Below are 19,253 nucleotides of genomic sequence, written 5' to 3'. Positions count from 1 at the left end.
TCATGTCATTGACCGCCGTCCCCCATGGAGACCCTGGATCAGGTCAGGCGCAACAGCATCGAGCAAGCGAATTAGAGTGACAGGTGCGGGCCAGATTATGCCCGCTCGACAACAGCTTCAAGGTACGCAGGAGATAAAGTTCATACAAGCGTTTAATCCGTTGCGCCCCGCCAAACACTGACTCAGGGCAACGCCACAGCCCGTAGCGAGCGCTGCAGGCGATAACCGCTCAAGGCCAGGAGCAGCAGGAAAAACAGCAGGCTCCACTCCGGCAGGCTCATGTCGAGCAGGGTCCAGGATACCTCCGCGCAGTCCGCCGTCCCCATGAAGACCAATTGCAACGCTTGCCACCAAGATAGGTGGCGCAGCATGAATGGCATGTCCGGCAGGCACGCCAGCAATTGCTCGGAAGGAATGTTCTGCAGCAGTACATGGCGCCCTGCGGTGATCACCCCCAATACCCCCAGCAGCAGGTTCAGCCCCCAGTACAAGGGGCGCCCCCAGCGCATGGGACCCTGCAACGCAGCCAGCAAGTTGGCGCCGGCGAGCAGCAGCATCAGCCCACGCTGCACGCCCCACAGCGGGCACGATTCCAGGCCACCCCCGGCTTGCAGGTTGAAGGCCGCCCACGAGGCAAAGGCCCCCACCAGGAACACCAGGGAGAACAGCGAGCGAGAGCCGGCCAGCGACATGGGATATCCGCAACGGAAGAAACAGGCAGCCACGGTAGAGAAAGCGCTCGCTCCTTTCAAGGAGCGCCAAGCCATGGCCGCTCGAAGACCGATCGGCCGTGGCTGGCCAAGCGGGGTATTAAGAAAGGCCGGTTGCCCGCGACGGGCAACCGGTCCAGGGCGCATCAGGCCCGTGCCGGAACCGGCAAGGGAGCGGCCAACAGGCGCTCGTCCAGTAATCCCAGGCCCTCCTGGAACAGCTGGTTGCTACGCTCGGTATCTCCCAACTGAGCCAGCAGGCGGGCCAGTTCGGCGCAGGCTTCGGGATTGCGCTCCAGGCGCAGGCTGCTCTCCAGGTAGTCGCGGGCCTTGCCCCAGAGACTGTTCTGCAAGCTCAGGCGGCCCAGGGTCAGCAACAACCCAGGATCATCCGCATGTTCCTTGAGCCAGTGCTCGGCCGTTTGCAACTGACGTCCAGGGTCGCTGCCACGCACCAGTCCATATAGCCGGGCAAGGTGGCTTTCGTACTTGCGCTTGATCGCCGTGCGCAGCGTCTCCTCGGCTTCGGCCCCGGCACCCAGTAGACGCAACTGCTCGGCATAGGCCAGCACCAACTGCGGCTCTTGGCGTTGGGCGGCGGTCAATTGCTGCCAGGAGCGGTTGAGCGACTGCAACGACGTGGCCTGGTCTTCTTCGCGGCGCGCGGCCAGTCCCAGGTTCTCACCCCAGGCGCGGCGCTCCAGCTCCTGCAACTCGCTGGCCGGCAAGGCCTTGCCTTTGCGCAACTCCGGCAACAGGCGGATCAGCGCTGGCCAGTCGCCACGCTGTTGATGCAGGCGTTGCAGTTGACGCAAGACCTGGACGCTATGGGGATGGCGCTCATGCATGGCTTGCAGGGTGGTCAGCGCACCTTCGGTGTCGCCACGGTCGGTCTGCAATTGGGCGTGGCTCAGGGCGACGGCCAATTCAGCCTGGGGCTGGCGGGTGAGCGCCCGCTCCAGCAGGCTATCGCACTCTTCGTAGTGGCCCTGTTCGTTGGCCGCCCGGGCCGCGCCGAGGTAATACAACAGCGGTTGGCGCTCGGCCTCCGCGGCACGGTGCAGGTGCTTCTGGGCGCTGGCCCAGCGTCCTTCGGCAAGGTCCATCTGGCCTTGCTCGATGGCGATCTGCACCCGGCGGCTGCGATTGCGGCGCGACCATGGATTGACCACCCCGCCGGAAACCATCACCAGCTCCACCAGCAGCTTGATGCCCCAGATCACCAGCCACACCAACGCTACCAAGGCCAGGGTCGCCCACAGGCTCGATTCATAGCGGAAGTTGCTGTAGGCGATCAGCACGTAGCCTGGGTGTTCGGCGATGGCCAATCCCAGCAGGCCGATGGCGGCGATCAGCAGCAGGACGATCACATAGGCGCGCTTCATGGGCTGGTCTCCCGGGCGGTATTCGCCGCAGGCTTGGCCAGGGGCTTGACCGATTCCTCGACGCTGAGGCTACGCCGCTCCAGATAGGCCTGGACCGTGCTCAGGGTCTTGGCCAGGTCCGGGGTGACCACGGTCACCGGCTGCTTGCTCAGTTCGGCCAGGCGCTCGAGCATGAGCTTGCTCTGCGGATTGTCCTGGTTGAAGTGGCCGGTCAGCACGTCACGAGCTTCGGTCAGGGCCTGGGTATAGACCGCTGCCTGGCCGTTGAGCGCCGCCCATTGCGCCTGCTCCAGCGCCAGGCTGAGGGCCAGGCGTACCTGGGTCAGGCCCTGGCCGGCCAGCAGCGGACGGATGTTCTTGTCGGCATTGAAATCGATGCGGAAGTAGCGGGAAACCTGATCCCACCACTGCGCCCAACGGCTGGCGCCGTCGCCGTCGGCGGTGAGGCCCAGTAGCGAATCGCCCCGGTCCTTGTATTCCGGCGCCACGGCGCTGAGTTCCAGGACCTGGTCACGCAGGGCACCCAATTGCAGGAACAGGCCCGTACGGTCCGGCTGCTCGGTGCTGCGCAAGGCCGCCAGGCTCTTGGCCAGTTGCTCGCGGGCAGCGAAGGCGCCCGGGTCGTTCTGCTCGCGCAGGATATCGTCGGCACCCTGGACCAGGGCCTGGGCACTGCTGATGTCCTGCAGGGCCGACAAGCGCAGGCTGGCCAGGCGCAACAGGTGCTCGGCCTCGGCCAGGCGCCAGTCCTTGCGGCTGGCGCCGAGCACTGTCTCCAGGCGCTGGCTCAGGCGCTGCTGGTCGCCTTGCAACTGCGCTACCAGGCGGCGGCGGTCTTCCAGCTCATCGGCCGCGGGCAGTTGTTCCAGTCGTGAGCTCAAGCGCTGCTCACTGAGCTTGAAGCTCTGGGCCTGGTCGCCCAGTGCCTGCAATTGGCTCAACTGTTGTTGGTTGCTGGTCTGCAGGTTGCGCACCTGCCAGACTCCCCAGCCACCGACAGCGACCCCTGCTGCCCCCAGCAGCAGGGCCAGTATCGCCAACCCGTTGCCACGACGCTCGACGGTTGGGGTCGTGGGTTGCGCCGGCGTCTCGGGCACCGGCTGGAGTTCATCTTTAGGCAAGGCTGTTTCGCTCACGTATCCATCCTTTGCGTTTAGAGAACGGGCACGGGATGCTCCCGTAACGCCGTTAGCAAAGCCGCGGCACTGGCGCCGCGGCAATCCACAACTATTTCCGCCCCGGCGGCGCGCGCCATGTCGGCGACCCGAGGGCTTGGAACAAACAACGGCATCTTCGCCAACTGCGGCCAGGCCTGGCCGGCCAACTGCTGCAGGTGATTGAAACCCTGTCCACTGCTGACCACCAGCCCGTTCAAGCGTTCCCCCTGGATCCGCCGCCGCAGCACATCCTCGGCATAGTGCGGCAGGCAACGGCGGTAGAGCTCCAGATAATCGACACTAGCACCTTGGCTGCGCAAGCGCTCGGAGAGCAGTTCGCGACCACCCTCGCCCCGCACGATCAACACCCGGGGTTCTGGCTGGCCGATAGCCTCGCGCAACTGGGGAAGGTCAAGCAAGGCTTCGCTGTCGTCGCCGGCCTGGGGATAGAACACCGGCAGCCCGGCATCCGCGAGAATCTGGCCGGTGCCGGCACCCACGCAGAACCAGCTCTGGGCCGGAGGCTGCGGCCAATACTGACGCAGCAGTTCAAGACCAAGCTTGGCCGCCGGCTTGCTGACCACGATCACCGCACAGTAGCGATCCAGCTCGAGCAGGATCGACCGCCGTGCCTGGGTCACGGGCAGGGGCTGGATCGCCAGCAACGGCAGGCTGGCGCTGGCCACTCCGGCCTCGGCCAAGGTCGCCGCCAGTACAGCGCAATCCTCGGCCGCCCGGGTCAGCAGCAGGCGCCAACCGGTCACTCCTGCCCCGCCTCGCCATAGACCGCGCGCAGGATATCGCCGGCGCCCTGGGCCAGCAGTTCGTCAGCCACTTGCACGCCCAACTGGGCCGCACTGGCTCGCGGAGCCCGGGCCTCGGCACTGAGCAACACGCCACCACTGGGCTCGCCCACCAGGCCACGCAGCCAGAGCTGGTCGCCTTCGAGCACGGCGTAGCAGGCGATCGGCACCTGGCAGCCGCCATTCAAGTGCTTGTTCAACGCACGCTCGGCGGTCACCCGGCTGGCGGTGTCGGCATGGTGCAGGGGCGCCAGCAGCGCATGGATTTCGTTGTCGGCGCTACGACACTCGATGCCGACCGCGCCCTGGCCACCGGCGGGCAGGCTGTCTTCGACGCTGATGGAGGAACGGATGCGGTCTTTGAAGCCCAGGCGGATCAGGCCCGCAGCGGCCAGGATGATCGCGTCGTACTCGCCGGCATCCAGCTTGGCCAGGCGGGTATTGACGTTGCCCCGCAGGAAGCGGATCTGCAGGTCAGGCCGACGGGCCAGCAACTGGGCCTGGCGGCGCAGGCTGGAGGTGCCGACCACACTGCCGGCCGGCAGTTGCTCGAGGCTGGCGTAGGTATTGGAGACGAAGGCATCGCGCGGGTCTTCACGTTCGCAGATGCAGAACAGGCCCAGGCCTTCGGGAAAGTCCATGGGCACGTCTTTCATCGAGTGCACGGCAATATCGGCCTGGTTCTCCAGCAGGGCGGTCTCCAGCTCCTTGACGAACAGGCCCTTGCCGCCGATTTTCGACAGCGGCGAGTCCAGCAGCTTGTCGCCACGGCTGACCATGGGCACCAGGGTCACGACAAGACCTGGATGGGCCTCCTGCAGACGGGCTTTGACGTATTCGGCCTGCCACAAGGCCAAGGCACTTTTGCGGGTAGCGATGCGGATTTCGCGAGAGGACATGGATCAATCCGTACTGAATAAATACGGCAGATGATAACAGCTCAGCCAAAGCAGCTTTGACTTGTATCAGGTACCCGGTGCCCTCCCGCTGCCAAGCTTCCTTGCTGGCAGGCCACGTCCCGCGCCCTAGAGCTGCTGCATCATCTTGCGCACGCCAGCCACATGGCGCCGACTGACGATCAGCGCGTCACCATTGAGCCCCTTGAGGTACAGCTGGAAGTGCCCCAGGGGCGTTCGTTGCAAGCGCTCGATACGCTCGCGGGCCACCAGGGCATTGCGGTGGATACGCACGAAGCGCTCGCCGAATTCGTCTTCCAGGGCCTTGAGCGGTTCATCCAGCAACACTTCGCCGCTCTCGTGGCGCAGGGTCACGTACTTGTGGTCGGCAATGAAATACACCACCTGGCCCAGGGGAATCAGCTCGATGCCCTTGCGGGTACGCGCACTGATATGGCTTCGCGGGCCACTGCCGGTTTCCGCCGCAGGCCGGGTCAGGGCAGCCAGCTGCACGCGGGTGGGTTTCTCGGCCTTCTTCAACGCTTCCAGCAACAGCTCGGAGCGTACCGGCTTGACCAGGTGGACCACGCTGCTGTCATTGAACGCCTCGAGGGCGAATTCATCCGCAGCCGTGCAGAACACCAGCGCCGGAGGCGTTTCGCGCTCGCACAGCTTGCCGGCGACCTGCAGGCCATCCAGGCCTGGCATGCGCACATCGAGCAGGACGATATCCGGCTTCAGGCTGTCGATCAGGCTCAATGCCTCTTCGCCATTGGTGGCGCTGGGCTCCAGGACACTGTACCCCTCGAGTTCGCCGACCATACGGCTCAGGCGCTCGCGGGCTTGGGGTTCGTCATCAACGATCAGGACATTCATATTGCGCTGGATTCCTGCGTGAGTCTCGCACAAGGATAGCGTAGACAGGTGGAGTGACGTCCGTCACGGCGATCCACGCTAAGACTAGTGCGAAGGTCAAAAAGTGCCGCAAGTCGGGCACCAATATTTACCCGTACCTGCCCGGTGCCGCGTCGGGCCGCTGGATGCGCGACAAGGTCGCAGGGAATGCTGGAACTCAACACTAAGCCTCCCTCGTTTATGGCCGGCGTCCAACCTGGCCACGCCCGCCTGGTTTCCTGGACGGGTTGCATGGCCCTGCGCGGTATGAAATCGATGGCCAGCCCATCGCGGCGCCCCCAGGGTTGCCACACGATTGCGCCGTGCCTCTTGTCCAACTGTAGACGGTTGCCAAGACGATATTGCTCAATCGATAAATATCGTTTGATCGATATCATCTTCGGCACTCAGGCAACCGACCTCGCCCAGGCGCGCCGGTTCCAGTCTCCGCGCCGCCAGGACCAGCACCACGCACTCTCGCAGTCGCGGGCCAAAAGCTGCCGACCAGTGCCAGCGACAGCCCGGGCAACCCTGCTATCATCGACGCCTGTTTTTTCACGCCATCTTCCTTCAGCAGATCACGAGCGAATTCATGAGCACTGACAAGACCAATCAGTCCTGGGGCGGCCGCTTCAGTGAACCCGTCGACGCCTTCGTCGCCCGCTTCACCGCCTCTGTCAATTTCGACCAGCGCCTGTATCGCCACGACATCATGGGCTCCATCGCGCACGCCACGATGCTGGCCAAGGTCGGTGTACTCACCGACGCCGAGCGCGACAGCATCATCGACGGGCTGAAGACCATCCAGGGCGAGATCGAGGCCGGCAGCTTCGAGTGGCGCGTGGACCTGGAAGACGTGCACATGAACATCGAGGCGCGCCTGACCGACCGCATCGGCATCACCGGCAAGAAACTGCACACCGGCCGTAGCCGCAACGACCAGGTGGCCACCGATATCCGCCTGTGGCTGCGCGACGAGATCGACCTGATCCTGGGCGAGATCACCCGCCTGCAAAAAGGCCTGCTGGAGCTGGCCGAGCGTGAAGCCGACAGCATCATGCCGGGCTTCACCCACCTGCAGACCGCCCAGCCCGTGACCTTCGGCCACCACATGCTGGCCTGGTTCGAAATGCTCAGCCGCGACTACGAGCGCCTGGTGGACTGCCGCAAGCGCACCAACCGCATGCCCCTGGGCAGCGCCGCACTGGCTGGCACCACCTACCCGATCGATCGCGAGCTGACCTGCCAGTTGCTGGGCTTCGAGGCCGTAGGCGGCAACTCCCTGGACAGCGTGTCGGACCGTGACTTCGCCATCGAATTCTGCGCCGCCGCCAGCGTGGCGATGATGCACCTGTCACGCTTCTCCGAAGAGCTGGTGCTGTGGACCAGCGCCCAGTTCCAGTTCATCGACCTGCCCGATCGCTTCTGCACCGGCAGCTCGATCATGCCGCAGAAGAAGAACCCCGACGTGCCGGAGCTGGTGCGTGGCAAGAGCGGGCGGGTGTTCGGCGCGCTGATGGGCCTGCTGACCCTGATGAAGGGCCAGCCACTGGCCTACAACAAGGACAACCAGGAAGACAAGGAACCGCTGTTCGACGCCGCCGACACCCTGCGCGATTCGCTGCGGGCCTTCGCCGACATGATCCCGGCCATCAAGCCCAGGCACGCCATCATGCGCGAAGCGGCGCTGCGCGGCTTCTCCACCGCCACCGACCTCGCCGACTACCTGGTACGCCGCGGGCTGCCGTTCCGTGACTGCCACGAAATCGTCGGCCATGCGGTGAAGTACGGGGTAGACACCGGCAAGGACCTGGCCGAGATGAGCCTGGAGGAACTGCGCCAGTTCAGCGACCAGATCGACCAGGACGTGTTCGCCGTGCTGACCCTGGAAGGCTCGGTCAACGCCCGCAACCACATCGGCGGTACCGCACCGGCCCAGGTGCGTGCCGCCGTGGCTCGCGGCCAGGCCCTGCTGGGCAGCCGCTAACCCCCCCGTGCCGCCCTGGCCAGCGCCCGGGCGGCACGCCTTCAGCTTCTTCGCGCGGCCATCAGCGCCGCCTTGTCGGCGGCGATGCGCCGGGCATGGGGGCGTTGCTCCAGGCGCTGCAACAGCGCCCTGGCCTCGGGCATCCGGGCCAGGAAATCGATCCCGAACACCTTGTCCCCAACCACCAGGGCAAGGCTCACGCTGTACTGGAAATACAGATCGGCGATGCTCAAGTCGCTGCCCGCCACATACGGATCGAACCGGGCATGGCGCTGTAGCGCGGCGAAACCCTGCAGCAGTTCGATCCCGGCCTTCTCCTTGATCGCCTCGGGCACGCCCACGCCAAAGAACGCTTCGGGAAAACAGGCACGCGCCGGCAACTCGATGTACAACTCGATTTCCCGGGCCAGCGAAAGCACCCTGGCCCGCTCGAAAGGCTCCTTCGGCACCAGCGCGGGTTCGGGCCGGACCTGCTCCAGGTAATCGAGGATCACGCTGGTCTCGCTGATGAAACCCTGCTCCACCTCCAGCACCGGCACCTTGCCCCGGGGGCTGATGGCCAGGGCCTCGGGACTCTGTCCGGCGTAGAACAGCACCTCTTCGAAGGGCAGGCCCTTTTCCAGCAGCGCCAACTTGACCATGTTGTAGTAGTTGCTGATGGCGAACCCATAAAGCTTGAACATTCCATTGCCTCCAGGCCGCGCGGGGTCGGCTGTTTTATAGAAGCTTAACCCTCCGGCCGCCAAGCACCCGGCCCCGGAATCCGGGTAGACTGGCGCCTTTCCTTGAGGAGCCTGCCATGAGCGAGCCAACCGATATCGACAACGACGAAGAAGAGTTCGCCGAAAACACCCTGATCGAGGCGATCGAGAACCAGATCGCCAGCGACAACCCGCCAGCGGCCAAGGCCACGTTCAACAAGCTGACCCTGGTGGGCTACGAGCGCGAAGAAATCCTCAACCTGATGGCCCATGTCCTGGCGATCGAGATCGATGCGATCCTCGAAGAAGACCGCCCCTTCGACACCCAGTGGTACGAAACCGCCCTGCGGGCCCTACCGCAGCTGCCTCCCGAGAAGCAGTGACCCTCGCTTGCCGGGGCGCCACCTCATGCGGTGCCCCACCCACCCTCCAGCCGCTGGCTACACTGCAACCACCCTGCGGCCAAACACCGCTGTCCCGGGCCGCAAAAGAACTCAGCGAACGCTGGACACACCGCCGCCGTGCGGTCACCTTAAGAACGCTGACCTTTCATTCCTAGAAAGTCTGGAGTCCTTATGTCGTATACCCCTGAGTTGGTTGCCGAACTGGAAATCCTCGCACTGTTCAACCTGGACAGCTCCCAGGAAGGCCTGAAGATCCATCAGACCGCCGCCCCTTCCGCCATCGCTGCCGCCCAGCGCCTGTACACCAAGGAGCTGATCACCCAACCCGATGGCGGCTACCTCACCAGCCTTGGCCGCGACGCCGCCGAGCATGCCCAGGGCCTGCTCACCATCCTCACCGTCGCTGAAACCGCCTGAAGTCTTCCCGGGCCTGCGGGACTCCCGTCTGTCGGGATTCCGTAGGCCGTCTCGCGCCAATGCGTTAGAAATCCGGCGTCAAAAAATAAAATCGGCTTAAGGCTCAACCCGTCTGCCGGTAAACTGCCCCGACCCTGAACCTCGCCACGTTCGAGCTCCGCTTGAAATGCCCCATACCCATGAAATCCGTCCCGACCTGGATGAAGGAATCGACCGCAAGGTTCTCAGTCAACTTCGCGCGCGCTTTCTGACCCTCAACGAAGGACGCATGGCCCGGGCGATCGAGGGGCTGTCGGCGCGCCAGCAACTGGTCCTCAACCTGCTGCCGCTGTTCTTCCACGTCAATCACCCGCTGCTGCCCGGCTACGTCTCCGGGGCGACGCCGGCGGGCTTGTCCAACTACGAACCCGACCCCCAGGTACTGGCCGAAGCCCAGCGCCTGACTCGCTCCTTTTCCTACAAGGCCCGCCACGGCAACCCGCCGCGACCGATCCATGGACTGTTCCTGATGGGCAGCCTGGGCACCCTGGCCCAGGCCGACCAGAGCGACATGGACGTCTGGGTCTGCCATGCCCCGGACCTGGACGAGAACGAACTGGCCGAACTGCAGAAGAAGTGCCAACTGCTGGAGGCCTGGGCCGAAGGCCAGGGCGCCGAAGCGCATTTCTTCCTCATCGACCCAAGCCGCTTCGTGCGCGGCGAACGCGATACCCGACTGAGCTCGGACGACTGCGGCACCACGCAGCACTACCTGCTGCTGGACGAGTTCTATCGCACCGCCATCTGGCTCGCCGGACGTACGCCGCTCTGGTGGCTGGTGCCGGTGTACGAGGAGCCGCGCTACGAGCAGTACATCCATACGCTGTTGTCCAAGCGCTTCGTGTCCGCCGAGGAAAACCTCGACCTGGGGCACATGGCGCGCATTCCTCCGGGGGAGTTCATCGGCGCGGGGCTCTGGCAGTTGTTCAAGGGCATCGAGTCGCCCTACAAGTCGGTGCTCAAGCTGCTGCTGATCGAGGTCTACGCCAGCGAGCACCCACGGGTCCAGTGCCTGAGCCTGCGCTTCAAGCAGGCGGTGTTCGCCAACCGCCTGGACCTGGACGAGCTGGACCCCTACATCGTGGTCTACCGGCGTATCGAGGAATACCTCAAGGCCCGCGGCGAACCCGAGCGCCTGGAACTGGTACGTCGCAGCCTGTATCTCAAGGTCAACCGCAAGCTGACGACCGGCAACGGCGCCCGCAGCCCGAACTGGCAGCGGGCGCTGCTGGAGCGCCTGGCCGAGGAATGGGGGTGGGATCAGCGCCAGCTGGCCCTGCTCGACAGCCGCAGCCAGTGGAAGGTGCGCCAGGTCGGCGCCGAGCGGCGCTCGCTGGTCAACGAACTGAACTACAGCTATCGCTTCCTGACCCAGTTCGCCCGCACCGAACAGGCCGCCAGCCTGATCAACAAGCGTGACCTGAACGTGCTGGGACGGCGCCTGTACGCGGCCTTCGAACGCAAGGCCGGGAAAATCGAATTCATCAACCCGGGCATCGCCCCGGACCTGGCCGAAGACACCCTGACCCTGGTGCAGTCGCCGAATCGCAAGGAGCCCGGACAGACCCACTGGGGACTGTACAACGGCAACCTGACGGCCCTGGAGTGGGAACACTTCGCGCCGATCAAGCGCAGTCGCGAGCTGGTGGAGTTGCTCACCTGGTGCCATCGCAACGGCGTCATCGACAGCAGCACCCGCCTGGCCCTGCATCCCGGCAGCAGCGACCTCAGCGAGTTCGAACTGTTCAACCTGCTGGGCAGCCTGCAACAGACCGTGGCCCTGCCGCTGAACACGGTCAGCGAGGACCAGTTGCTGCATGCCAGCGTCCCCAGCGAGGTGCTGGTGCTGGTGAACGTCGCGGTGGACCCGCTCAAGCACCATCGCGAGCTGAACATCCACATGACCACCGAGCGCACCGACTCACTGAGCTATGCCGGGGTGCGCGAGAACCTGGTGCTGACCCTGGACCAGGTCACCCTCAACAGCTGGAACGAGGTCATGGTGGGCCGCCACGATGGCGGACATGCGCTGCTCGAGTGCCTGCGCGACTACCTCAACAACCTGCCGTCGGGCCCCCAGCCACGGCTGCGGGTCCGCTGCTTCTGCCACAACCGCGCGCAGTTCATCGCCCGCCGGGTGGAGGAGTTGTTCGAGACCGCGCAGGACCTGCTGCTCAGCCAGCTCAACTACCGCTACCTGATCCAGGTGCAGCAGCACTACCACGTCCTCGAACTGCTGCCTGGGCAAGTCCGGCATCGGGCCATGGCCAGCCCCGCGGCACTGCTGGAGTACCTGGGGCAGGAGCAAACCCGCTACAGCCCGCTGCACCTGGACCCCATGGCCCTGGAGGAACACGACCTGGCGCTGGTTCTGCCCATGGGCCAGCCGGACTGCATCCAGGTGTTCTACCGGATCGTCGAGGGCCAGGCCGAGCTGTATGTCCTGGATGAGCACAACGCCCTGTGGCAGCAGACCCTGCCCTACCACGATGAACAGAGCTTGCTGGTCCCACTGCAGCGCTTCTTGCAGTCGATCCTCTACCGCCGCGAGGCCCTGTTGCCCATGGTCAACAGCCCCGGCGAGAAACCTCTGGATACACGCTATTTCCAGATACTGCCGTCAGGCACTGGCCGGGCGCGCCGGGTGGAGTCTCGACCCGCCCCGCTGACCCCGATCGACAAGGGGTTCTACGACGTGCAGGCGATCATCGGCAAGGCCGCACCGGGACAGGTGCAAGTCTCGCTGTACTGCAATCAACGGGAGTTTTCCGAACTGGAATATGGCGACCAGTTGTTCAGTGCGGTGGTCCGGGAAATCGTCGAGCAACGTCGCGAACCGGAGCGCTACCGCTGCTACATCACCGACCTGGACCTGTCCGGCCTGCTCGGTGATGGGCAAAGCTCGAGCATTCTCTACCTGCGTTACAAGGCCAGCCTGGAGCGGGCCCTGAACGAGGCGCTGGAGCAGGTCTAGGCAGGTATCAGAGGTGGAAGTCGCCTGCGGCTTCCGGCTGGTATTCGACTTCCAGCAAGGTCAGTTTCAGGGTCTTGCCGCCCGGGGCCGGCCAGTCGATGTATTGACCGACCTGCAAGCCCAGCAGCGCACTGCCCACCGGCGCCAGGATGGAGATCTTGCCTTCGTCGGCATTGGCATCCTGTGGATAGACCAGGGTCAGGTGATAGTCCTTGCCACTGCTTTCTTCACGGCAGTGCACCCGCGAGTTCATGGTGACGACACCGGCCGGAACCTCATCGTGCCCCACCAGCGTTTCGGCGCGATCCAGCTCGGCTTGCAGGGCAATGACGCCTGGCAGCGAGTCGTCCAGACTATCGATCAGGCGCTCCAGACGCTGCACGTCAAGGCGGGTAAGGATGATGGATGGTGCAGTACTCATGATCCTGGCTGACTCCTGTTTTTTCTGCACAAAAAAGCAAAACCCCGCCAAATAAGACGGGGTTCTCACCGGCCTCGAGGTAGCGAGGCGAAGTCGGACACTATCACAGCATTGGCAATAAACAAACTGTGCGGATAGGCGCTACAGGTCCCTCGATGCCGCGGCCTGTTTGCGCTGCAGCGCCTGGGCGCAGATCACCCGGCGACGCTCGTCGTCGGCCGAGCGCCATTCGCGGATGTCCTCCACATGCCGGAAACAGCCGCGGCAGACCTTTTCTTCATCGAGACGGCACAGGCTGATGCACGGCGAACCCACGGCAGGACTGACGTTGCTGTAGAGCGGCTTGGGCGGACGAACCGCGGGACTCTGGCTCACCACTCAGAGCCCGTCGAACTCGAGCTTGATGTCGGCCTGCTCGAAGACGATGCGCTCAAGCATCTCGCCCAACTGCTCGGCACTCTTGTCGCACACCCAGCGCTCGCTTTCGTCGTCGTAGTCGAAGTGGAAACCACCGGAGCGCGCGGCCAGCCACAGCTGGCGCAAGGGCTCCTGGCGACTGAAGATCACCTGGCTGCCGTTGTCGAACTTGACGGTGAGCACGCCGGCCGAGCTTTCCAGGTCGATGTCCAGGTCGCTCTCGTCGAAAATATCCTCCAGCGCCTGCTGGGTGGCGTCCACCAGGTCGTGGAAACGGGCTTCGGTCAAACTCATTGCGGGAACCTCGAAAAGTGTCTAGTCACGCTCAAGCACCGCAAGATACGGGCGCCACCCGGTGAATGCAAAGGATACAGAACCGGCGGCCACCCGGGACAAGCAATCCGCCGGCAAGCCCCGCAGCCATTGACGAAGGCTCTCCAGGCGGGATTTGCCTTGCATAGGCAAGCTGCCGGGTGGCCGGTATACTCGGGCGCAATTTACGCATTCTCAAGGATTTCGCCATGAAGCGCCTGATCTCCGCCCTTGCTGCGCTCGTCGCGGTTGCCTGCCTTGTAACCGCCTGCGGCCAGAAAGGCCCGCTGTACCTGCCTGACGACAGCAAATCCCCTGAAGAGCAGTCCAAGGCGCACAAGCACGACACCTACGATACCTACTAAGGGCCCGCCATGGACGCTTTCAACTACCGCGACGGCGAGCTGCTCGCGGAAGGCGTAGCCCTGTCCGCCATCGCCGAGCGTTTCGGTACGCCCACCTACGTCTATTCCCGGGCGCATATCGAGGCCCAGTACCAGGCCTATGCCGACGCTCTTGCCGGCATGCCGCACCTGGTCTGCTTCGCGGTGAAAGCCAACTCCAACCTGGGTGTGCTCAATGTCCTGGCGCGCCTGGGCGCCGGCTTCGACATCGTCTCCGGCGGTGAGCTGGAACGGGTGCTGGCTGCCGGTGGCCAGGCCGACAAGGTCGTCTTCTCCGGCGTCGGCAAGACCCGTGACGACATGCGCCGGGCCCTGGAAGTGGGCGTCCATTGCTTCAACGTCGAATCCGCCGAGGAGCTGGAGCGCCTGCAACAGGTGGCCGCCGAGCTGGGCGTGCGCGCCCCGGTGTCGCTGCGGGTCAACCCCGACGTCGATGCCGGTACTCATCCGTACATTTCCACCGGACTCAAGGAAAACAAGTTCGGCATCGCCATCGCCGCCGCCGAGGATGTGTACATCCGCGCGGCACAGCTGCCCAACCTGGAGATCATCGGGGTCGACTGCCACATCGGTTCGCAACTGACCACCCTGGCGCCCTTCATCGACGCCCTGGACCGCCTGCTGGACCTGGTGGATCGCCTCGCCGAATGCGGCATCTACCTGCGCCACATCGATCTCGGTGGCGGCCTGGGCGTGCGTTACCGCGACGAGGAGCCGCCGTTGGCCGCCGACTACGTCAAGGCGGTACGCGAGCGCCTGGCCGGTCGCGACCTGGCCCTGGTGTTCGAGCCGGGCCGCTTCATCGTCGCCAACGCCGGCGTGCTGCTGACCCGCGTGGAATACCTCAAGCACACCGAACACAAGGACTTCGCCATCGTCGACGGCGCCATGAACGACCTGATCCGCCCGGCGCTGTACCAGGCCTGGATGGATGTCAGCGCCGTCCGGCCCCGGGATGCCGAACCCCGTACCTACGACATCGTCGGCCCGATCTGCGAAACCGGCGACTTCCTCGCCAAGGAACGTTCGCTGGCCCTGGCCGAAGGTGACCTGCTGGCCGTGCATTCCGCCGGCGCCTATGGTTTCGTCATGAGCTCTAACTACAACACCCGCGGCCGTGCCGCCGAAGTGCTGGTCGATGGCGACCAGGCTGTGCAAGTGCGTCGCCGCGAAACGGTGGCCGAGTTATTCGCTGGCGAAAGCCTGCTGCCGGAGTAAGACCATGCTGCTGCGTTTTACCAAGATGCACGGCCTGGGCAATGACTTCATGGTTCTCGACCTGGTCAGCCAGCACGCGCATATTCAACCCAAGCACGCCAAGCAATGGGGGGATCGCAATACCGGGATCGGTTTCGACCAGTTGTTGATCGTCGAGGCCCCGACCAACCCGGACGTGGATTTCCGCTATCGGATCTTCAACTCCGATGGTTCGGAGGTGGAACAATGCGGCAACGGTGCGCGCTGCTTCGCACGGTTCGTACTGGACAAGCGCCTGACCACCAAGCGTCGGATCCGCGTGGAGACCAAGAGCGGTGTGATCGAGCTCGATGTGCGCAACGACGGCCAGATCAGCGTCGACATGGGTCCACCACGCCTGGTGCCGGCCGATATCCCGTTCCAGGCACCAGCCCAGGCCACCAGCTATACCCTGGAGGTCGACGGACGCCAGGTCGAGCTGGCCGCCGTGTCCATGGGCAACCCCCATGCCGTGCTGCGGGTCGATGACATCAACAGCGCACCGGTCCACGAGCTGGGCCCGAAGATCGAGCACCACCCGCGCTTCCCGGCCCGGGTCAATGTCGGTTTTCTCCAGGTCCTGGACCGTCAGCGCGCGCAATTGCGGGTGTGGGAACGCGGCGCCGGGGAAACCCAGGCCTGCGGAACCGGCGCCTGTGCAGCCGCAGTGGCCGCGATCAGCCAGGGGTGGATGGATTCGCCGCTATTGATCGACCTGCCGGGCGGACGCCTGTCCATCGAGTGGGCAGGCCCTGGCCAACCGGTGCTGATGACCGGCCCGGCAGTACGCGTATACGAAGGACAGGTGCGTCTATGAGTGAGCGAAATCCATGACCGACCAGCCGCAGGTTCCCAGCACAACGCCCGACGAATCCCCCACCCAGAACCTGGAAGCGGCAGCCGTCGCCGCCTACCTGGAGGCGCATCCGGACTTCTTCGTCGCCCACGAAGAACTGCTTGCGGCCTTGCGCATTCCCCACCAACGCGGCGATACCGTCTCGCTGGTGGAACGGCAGATGAAGATCCTGCGCGAGCGCAACATCGAGATGCGCCATCGCCTGTCGCAACTGATGGACGTGGCTCGGGACAATGACCGGCTATTCGACAAGACCCGGCGCCTGATCCTCGCGCTGCTGGACGCCACCAGCCTCGAAGAAGTGGTAATGAGCGTCGAGGACAGCCTGCGCCAGGAGTTCCAGGTGCCTTTCGTCAGCCTGATCCTGTTCAGCGACAACCCCATGCCGGTGGGCCGCTGGGTATCGGCAGCCGAGGCCCAAGGCGCCATCGGCGGCTTGTTGTCCGAAGGCAAGAGCATCAGCGGCAGCCTGCGCGAGCATGAGCTGGACTTCCTGTTCGGCGAAGAACAGCGCAAGCAGATCGGCTCCACTGCAGTGGTGGCCTTGGCGCACCAGGGCATGCACGGCGTACTGGCCATCGCCAGCCGCGACCCACAGCACTACAAGAGTTCGGTGGGCACTCTGTTCCTCAACTACATCGCCGAAGTCACCGGCCGCGTGCTGCCGCGCTTCACCCACTCCCTGCGTTCGGTCCGCTGAGCATGCAAGGACAACTGGACGCCTACTGCGCTCACCTGCGCAGTGAGCGCCAGGTGTCGCCCCACACCCTGGAGGCCTACCGCCGTGATCTTGGCAAGGTGCTGGGGTTCTGCGAGAAGCAGCAGATACGCAGCTGGGCCGACCTGGATATCCAGGGCCTGCGCAGCCTGATCGTACGCCTGCACCAGCAGGGCCAATCCTCCCGCAGCCTGGCCCGGTTGCTATCCGCGGTACGCGGGCTGTATCACTACCTGAACCGCGAAGGGCTATGCGATCACGATCCGGCCAATGGCCTGTCCCCGCCCAAAGGCGAACGACGACTGCCCAAGACCCTGGATACCGACCGCACCCTGCAACTGCTCGATGGCGCGGTGGAAGACGACTTCCTGGCCCACCGCGACCAGGCCATCCTGGAGCTGTTCTATTCCTGCGGATTGCGCCTGTCCGAGCTGACCAGCCTGGATCTTGCGCAGTTGGACCTGGCCGATGGCCTGGTGCAGGTCCATGGCAAGGGCAGCAAGACCCGGGTCCTGCCGGTGGGCCGCAAAGCCCGCGAGGCCCTGGCGCTGTGGCTGCCACTGCGGGCCTTGAGCAACCCGCCGGACGGCGCCCTGTTCGTCAGCCAGAAAGGCCGCCGCCTCGGCCCCCGGGCCATCCAGCTGCGGGTCAAGGCCGCGGGCGAGCGCGAGCTGGGGCAGAACCTGCACCCCCACATGTTGCGCCACTCCTTCGCCAGCCACCTGCTGGAGTCCTCCCAGGACTTGCGCGCCGTGCAGGAGTTGCTGGGCCATTCGGACATCAAGACCACGCAGATCTATACCCACCTGGACTTCCAGCACCTGGCCGCGGTCTACGACAGCGCCCATCCACGGGCCAAACGCAATAAAGGCGGTGAGTAATGACCATCAAGTTGATCACCTTCGACCTCGACGACACTTTGTGGGACACCGCCCCGGTGATCGTCAGCGCCGAAGCCACGCTGCGCCAGTGGCTGGCCGAGCATGCCCCGGACCTGGGCGGCGTGCCGGTGGAGCACCTGTGGGCGATTCGCGCGCAAGTGCTGGAGCGCGAGCCCGAGCTCAAGCACCGGATCAGCGCCTTGCGCCGGCGCGTGCTGTTCCATGCACTGGAGGAAGCCGGGTATGCACACACCCAGGCCAGCCGGCTGGCCGCAGAGGGTTTCGAAGTATTCCTGCATGCCCGGCACCAACTGGAGATCTTCCCCGAGGTACAACCGACCCTGGAGGCCCTGGCCAATCACTTCGCCCTGGGAGTGGTCACCAACGGCAACGCCGACGTGCGTCGCCTGGGCCTGGCGGACTATTTCCAGTTCGCCCTGTGCGCCGAGGACATCGGCATCGCCAAGCCCGATGCCCGGCTCTTCCAGGAAGCCCTGCACCGCGGCGGCGCCAGTGCCGACACCGCGGTACATATCGGTGATCATCCGGGCGACGACATTGCCGGCGCCCAGCAGGCCGGCTTGCGCGCCATCTGGTTCAACCCGGGCGGCAAGGCCTGGGAAGCCGAGCGCGCACCCGATGCCGAGATCCGCAGCCTGACCGAGCTGCCCGCGCTGCTGGGACGCTGGAAATCCCTCTAGCCGCCCACCCGGCTTTTTGCATCGGCATGAAAAAACCCGCAGCGACGGCGGGTTTTTTCAGCAAGCAAGTAGCGAGGCTCAGATAGGCCGGCTGCCGTACTTGTTATCTGGCTTCTTGGGCGGGTCGGCGACCACGTTGGCCTCGACTTCCTGCACTTTGCCGCCACGGGCCAGGAACTCTTCCATGGCACGCGCCAGTGCATCGCGCTCCTTGTTCTTGGCTTCGACACTCGGCAGCTCGTCTACCGAGACAGCAGCCTTGGACTTGCCTTTGGCGGTCGGAGCGGGAACATCACCGCCATCGTCTTCCGCCACATCTTCGGCGGCCGCTTCAAGACCTTCTTCGGTATCGTCTTCGTCACCTACTTCGAGGTCGTCGTTTTCCAGATCATCGTCGCTCATGTTCTACCTCATGACTTGCGAAAAGCAGATTAGTTATAGCCCAGCTCGGCCAACTGTCGAAGGCTGCCGGAAAAAATCAATATCCACTGGTACTCAGCGGCTTATGCCTTATCACCCTGCAAGGTGACAAGGACTTTACGAGCACCGCCGTGATCACGGTGCTCGCCCAGATAAACACCTTGCCAGGTGCCCAATGCCAGCCGCCCCGCCGAGATCGGCAAAGTCAGCTGACAGCCTAGCAAACTGGCCTTGAAGTGGGCCGGGAGGTCGTCCGCGCCTTCGTCGTTGTGTTCGTACCCGGTCATGCCTTGGGGCACCAGGGTATTGAAGAAACGCTCGAAGTCGCGCCGGACCGCCGGGTCGGCATTCTCGTTGACGCTCAACGAGGCCGAGGTATGTTGCAGCAACAAATGCAGCAGCCCGACTCGATATGCCTTCAACTCAGGCAAGCCGGCGAGCAACTCGTCCGTTACCAGGTGAAAGCCCCGGGGCCTGGCCCGCAGGGTAATCAGGGTCTGTTGCCACATACCTATCTCCA

At 64.5% G+C, this 19,253-nt stretch carries 22 protein-coding genes; 10 read left to right on the top strand and 12 right to left on the bottom strand.

From position 1 onward, the window contains the following. Positions 1-182 precede the first annotated feature (182 nt). The 6 genes from H7A76_RS01750 to H7A76_RS01725 form a co-directional block, all read right to left on the bottom strand. Entirely contained in the window at positions 183-692 is a 510-nt protein-coding gene (locus H7A76_RS01750) for a disulfide bond formation protein B (protein WP_185696933.1), read from the bottom strand. Between the two features lie 164 nt (positions 693-856). Continuing rightward, entirely contained in the window at positions 857-2,095 is a 1,239-nt protein-coding gene (locus H7A76_RS01745; RefSeq protein ID WP_185696932.1) for a heme biosynthesis protein HemY, read from the bottom strand. Further along, positions 2,092-3,231: a uroporphyrinogen-III C-methyltransferase gene (locus H7A76_RS01740; protein ID WP_185696931.1), complete on the bottom strand. Its 1,140-nt coding sequence runs from the start codon at positions 3,229-3,231 to the stop codon at positions 2,092-2,094. The genes H7A76_RS01745 and H7A76_RS01740 overlap by 4 nt, the downstream gene beginning before the upstream one ends. Before the next feature lie 17 nt (positions 3,232-3,248). Next, positions 3,249-4,016 carry a uroporphyrinogen-III synthase gene (locus H7A76_RS01735; RefSeq protein ID WP_185696930.1) on the bottom strand — a complete coding sequence of 256 codons (768 nt, stop codon included), beginning with the start codon at positions 4,014-4,016 and terminating at the stop codon, positions 3,249-3,251. Continuing rightward, a complete protein-coding gene (hemC, locus tag H7A76_RS01730; RefSeq protein WP_185696929.1) occupies positions 4,013-4,954 on the bottom strand; it encodes a hydroxymethylbilane synthase in 942 nt (313 codons plus the stop codon). The genes H7A76_RS01735 and hemC overlap by 4 nt, the downstream gene beginning before the upstream one ends. 126 nt (positions 4,955-5,080) lie before the next feature. Beyond that, a complete protein-coding gene (locus H7A76_RS01725) occupies positions 5,081-5,827 on the bottom strand; it encodes a LytR/AlgR family response regulator transcription factor (protein ID WP_185696928.1) in 747 nt (248 codons plus the stop codon). A gap of 610 nt (positions 5,828-6,437) precedes the next feature. On the opposite strand from H7A76_RS01725, the gene argH reads away from it, so the two are divergent. Then, complete coding sequence (argH, locus tag H7A76_RS01720; RefSeq protein ID WP_185696927.1) at positions 6,438-7,832, top strand: argininosuccinate lyase; 1,395 nt, start codon at positions 6,438-6,440, stop codon at positions 7,830-7,832. Positions 7,833-7,873: 41 nt separating this feature from the next. Here the strand turns inward: argH and H7A76_RS01715 are convergent, their stop codons facing one another. Then, positions 7,874-8,515 (bottom strand): glutathione S-transferase family protein, encoded by a 642-nt coding sequence (locus H7A76_RS01715; RefSeq protein ID WP_185696926.1) that lies wholly within the window; start codon positions 8,513-8,515, stop codon positions 7,874-7,876. Positions 8,516-8,631: 116 nt separating this feature from the next. Between H7A76_RS01715 and H7A76_RS01710 the strand changes: the two genes are divergently transcribed. The 3 genes from H7A76_RS01710 (at position 8,632) to H7A76_RS01700 (ending at position 12,367) form a co-directional block, all read left to right on the top strand. After that, a complete protein-coding gene (locus H7A76_RS01710) occupies positions 8,632-8,916 on the top strand; it encodes a hypothetical protein (RefSeq protein ID WP_022641790.1) in 285 nt (94 codons plus the stop codon). A 192-nt stretch (positions 8,917-9,108) separates the two neighbouring features. Next, on the top strand, positions 9,109-9,354 hold the full coding sequence (locus H7A76_RS01705) for a TIGR02647 family protein (protein WP_022641791.1): 246 nt from the start codon (positions 9,109-9,111) through the stop codon (positions 9,352-9,354). A 166-nt stretch (positions 9,355-9,520) separates the two neighbouring features. Further along, a complete protein-coding gene (locus H7A76_RS01700) occupies positions 9,521-12,367 on the top strand; it encodes a class I adenylate cyclase (RefSeq protein ID WP_185696925.1) in 2,847 nt (948 codons plus the stop codon). A 7-nt stretch (positions 12,368-12,374) separates the two neighbouring features. On the opposite strand, the gene rnk is transcribed toward H7A76_RS01700, so the two are convergent. From rnk to cyaY, 3 genes are all read right to left on the bottom strand, one after another. Beyond that, on the bottom strand, positions 12,375-12,788 hold the full coding sequence (gene rnk, locus H7A76_RS01695) for a nucleoside diphosphate kinase regulator (RefSeq protein WP_022641793.1): 414 nt from the start codon (positions 12,786-12,788) through the stop codon (positions 12,375-12,377). 141 nt (positions 12,789-12,929) lie between these two features. Beyond that, the gene (locus H7A76_RS01690) at positions 12,930-13,163 is read right to left on the bottom strand and encodes a DUF1289 domain-containing protein (RefSeq protein ID WP_185696924.1); all 234 of its coding nucleotides are present in this window, start codon (positions 13,161-13,163) and stop codon (positions 12,930-12,932) included. Between the two features lie 3 nt (positions 13,164-13,166). After that, positions 13,167-13,499: an iron donor protein CyaY gene (gene cyaY / locus H7A76_RS01685; RefSeq protein WP_185696923.1), complete on the bottom strand. Its 333-nt coding sequence runs from the start codon at positions 13,497-13,499 to the stop codon at positions 13,167-13,169. A 227-nt stretch (positions 13,500-13,726) separates the two neighbouring features. Here cyaY and lptM point away from each other — a divergent pair, with 227 nt between their 5' ends. From lptM to H7A76_RS01655, 6 genes are read left to right on the top strand one after another with little or no spacing between them, the layout of a single operon-like run. Continuing rightward, the gene (gene lptM, locus H7A76_RS01680; RefSeq protein ID WP_022641796.1) at positions 13,727-13,882 is read left to right on the top strand and encodes an LPS translocon maturation chaperone LptM; all 156 of its coding nucleotides are present in this window, start codon (positions 13,727-13,729) and stop codon (positions 13,880-13,882) included. A 9-nt stretch (positions 13,883-13,891) separates the two neighbouring features. Continuing rightward, positions 13,892-15,139 carry a diaminopimelate decarboxylase gene (gene lysA, locus H7A76_RS01675; RefSeq protein ID WP_185696922.1) on the top strand — a complete coding sequence of 416 codons (1,248 nt, stop codon included), beginning with the start codon at positions 13,892-13,894 and terminating at the stop codon, positions 15,137-15,139. A gap of 4 nt (positions 15,140-15,143) precedes the next feature. Further along, positions 15,144-15,974, top strand: a complete 831-nt coding sequence (gene dapF / locus H7A76_RS01670; protein ID WP_185696921.1) for a diaminopimelate epimerase — start codon at positions 15,144-15,146, stop codon at positions 15,972-15,974. Between the two features lie 13 nt (positions 15,975-15,987). Then, positions 15,988-16,713 carry a DUF484 family protein gene (locus tag H7A76_RS01665; RefSeq protein WP_185696920.1) on the top strand — a complete coding sequence of 242 codons (726 nt, stop codon included), beginning with the start codon at positions 15,988-15,990 and terminating at the stop codon, positions 16,711-16,713. A 2-nt stretch (positions 16,714-16,715) separates the two neighbouring features. Beyond that, positions 16,716-17,612, top strand: a complete 897-nt coding sequence (gene xerC, locus H7A76_RS01660) for a tyrosine recombinase XerC (protein ID WP_185696919.1) — start codon at positions 16,716-16,718, stop codon at positions 17,610-17,612. Further along, positions 17,612-18,313 carry an HAD family hydrolase gene (locus H7A76_RS01655; protein WP_185696918.1) on the top strand — a complete coding sequence of 234 codons (702 nt, stop codon included), beginning with the start codon at positions 17,612-17,614 and terminating at the stop codon, positions 18,311-18,313. The genes xerC and H7A76_RS01655 overlap by 1 nt, the downstream gene beginning before the upstream one ends. A 78-nt stretch (positions 18,314-18,391) precedes the next feature. On the opposite strand, the gene sutA is transcribed toward H7A76_RS01655, so the two are convergent. Together sutA and H7A76_RS01645 are read right to left on the bottom strand one after the other, a co-directional pair. Further along, complete coding sequence (gene sutA, locus H7A76_RS01650) at positions 18,392-18,715, bottom strand: transcriptional regulator SutA (protein WP_185696917.1); 324 nt, start codon at positions 18,713-18,715, stop codon at positions 18,392-18,394. A 101-nt stretch (positions 18,716-18,816) separates the two neighbouring features. Next, a complete protein-coding gene (locus H7A76_RS01645; RefSeq protein ID WP_185696916.1) occupies positions 18,817-19,242 on the bottom strand; it encodes a secondary thiamine-phosphate synthase enzyme YjbQ in 426 nt (141 codons plus the stop codon). Positions 19,243-19,253 lie beyond the last annotated feature (11 nt).

Origin of the sequence: Pseudomonas sp. MSSRFD41, assembly GCF_014230245.1 — a bacterium.
GTDB lineage: Bacteria > Pseudomonadota > Gammaproteobacteria > Pseudomonadales > Pseudomonadaceae > Aquipseudomonas > Aquipseudomonas piscis.
The sequence above is the reverse complement of the archived record's forward strand: the minus strand, read 5'-3'. Positions and strand labels throughout refer to the sequence as shown.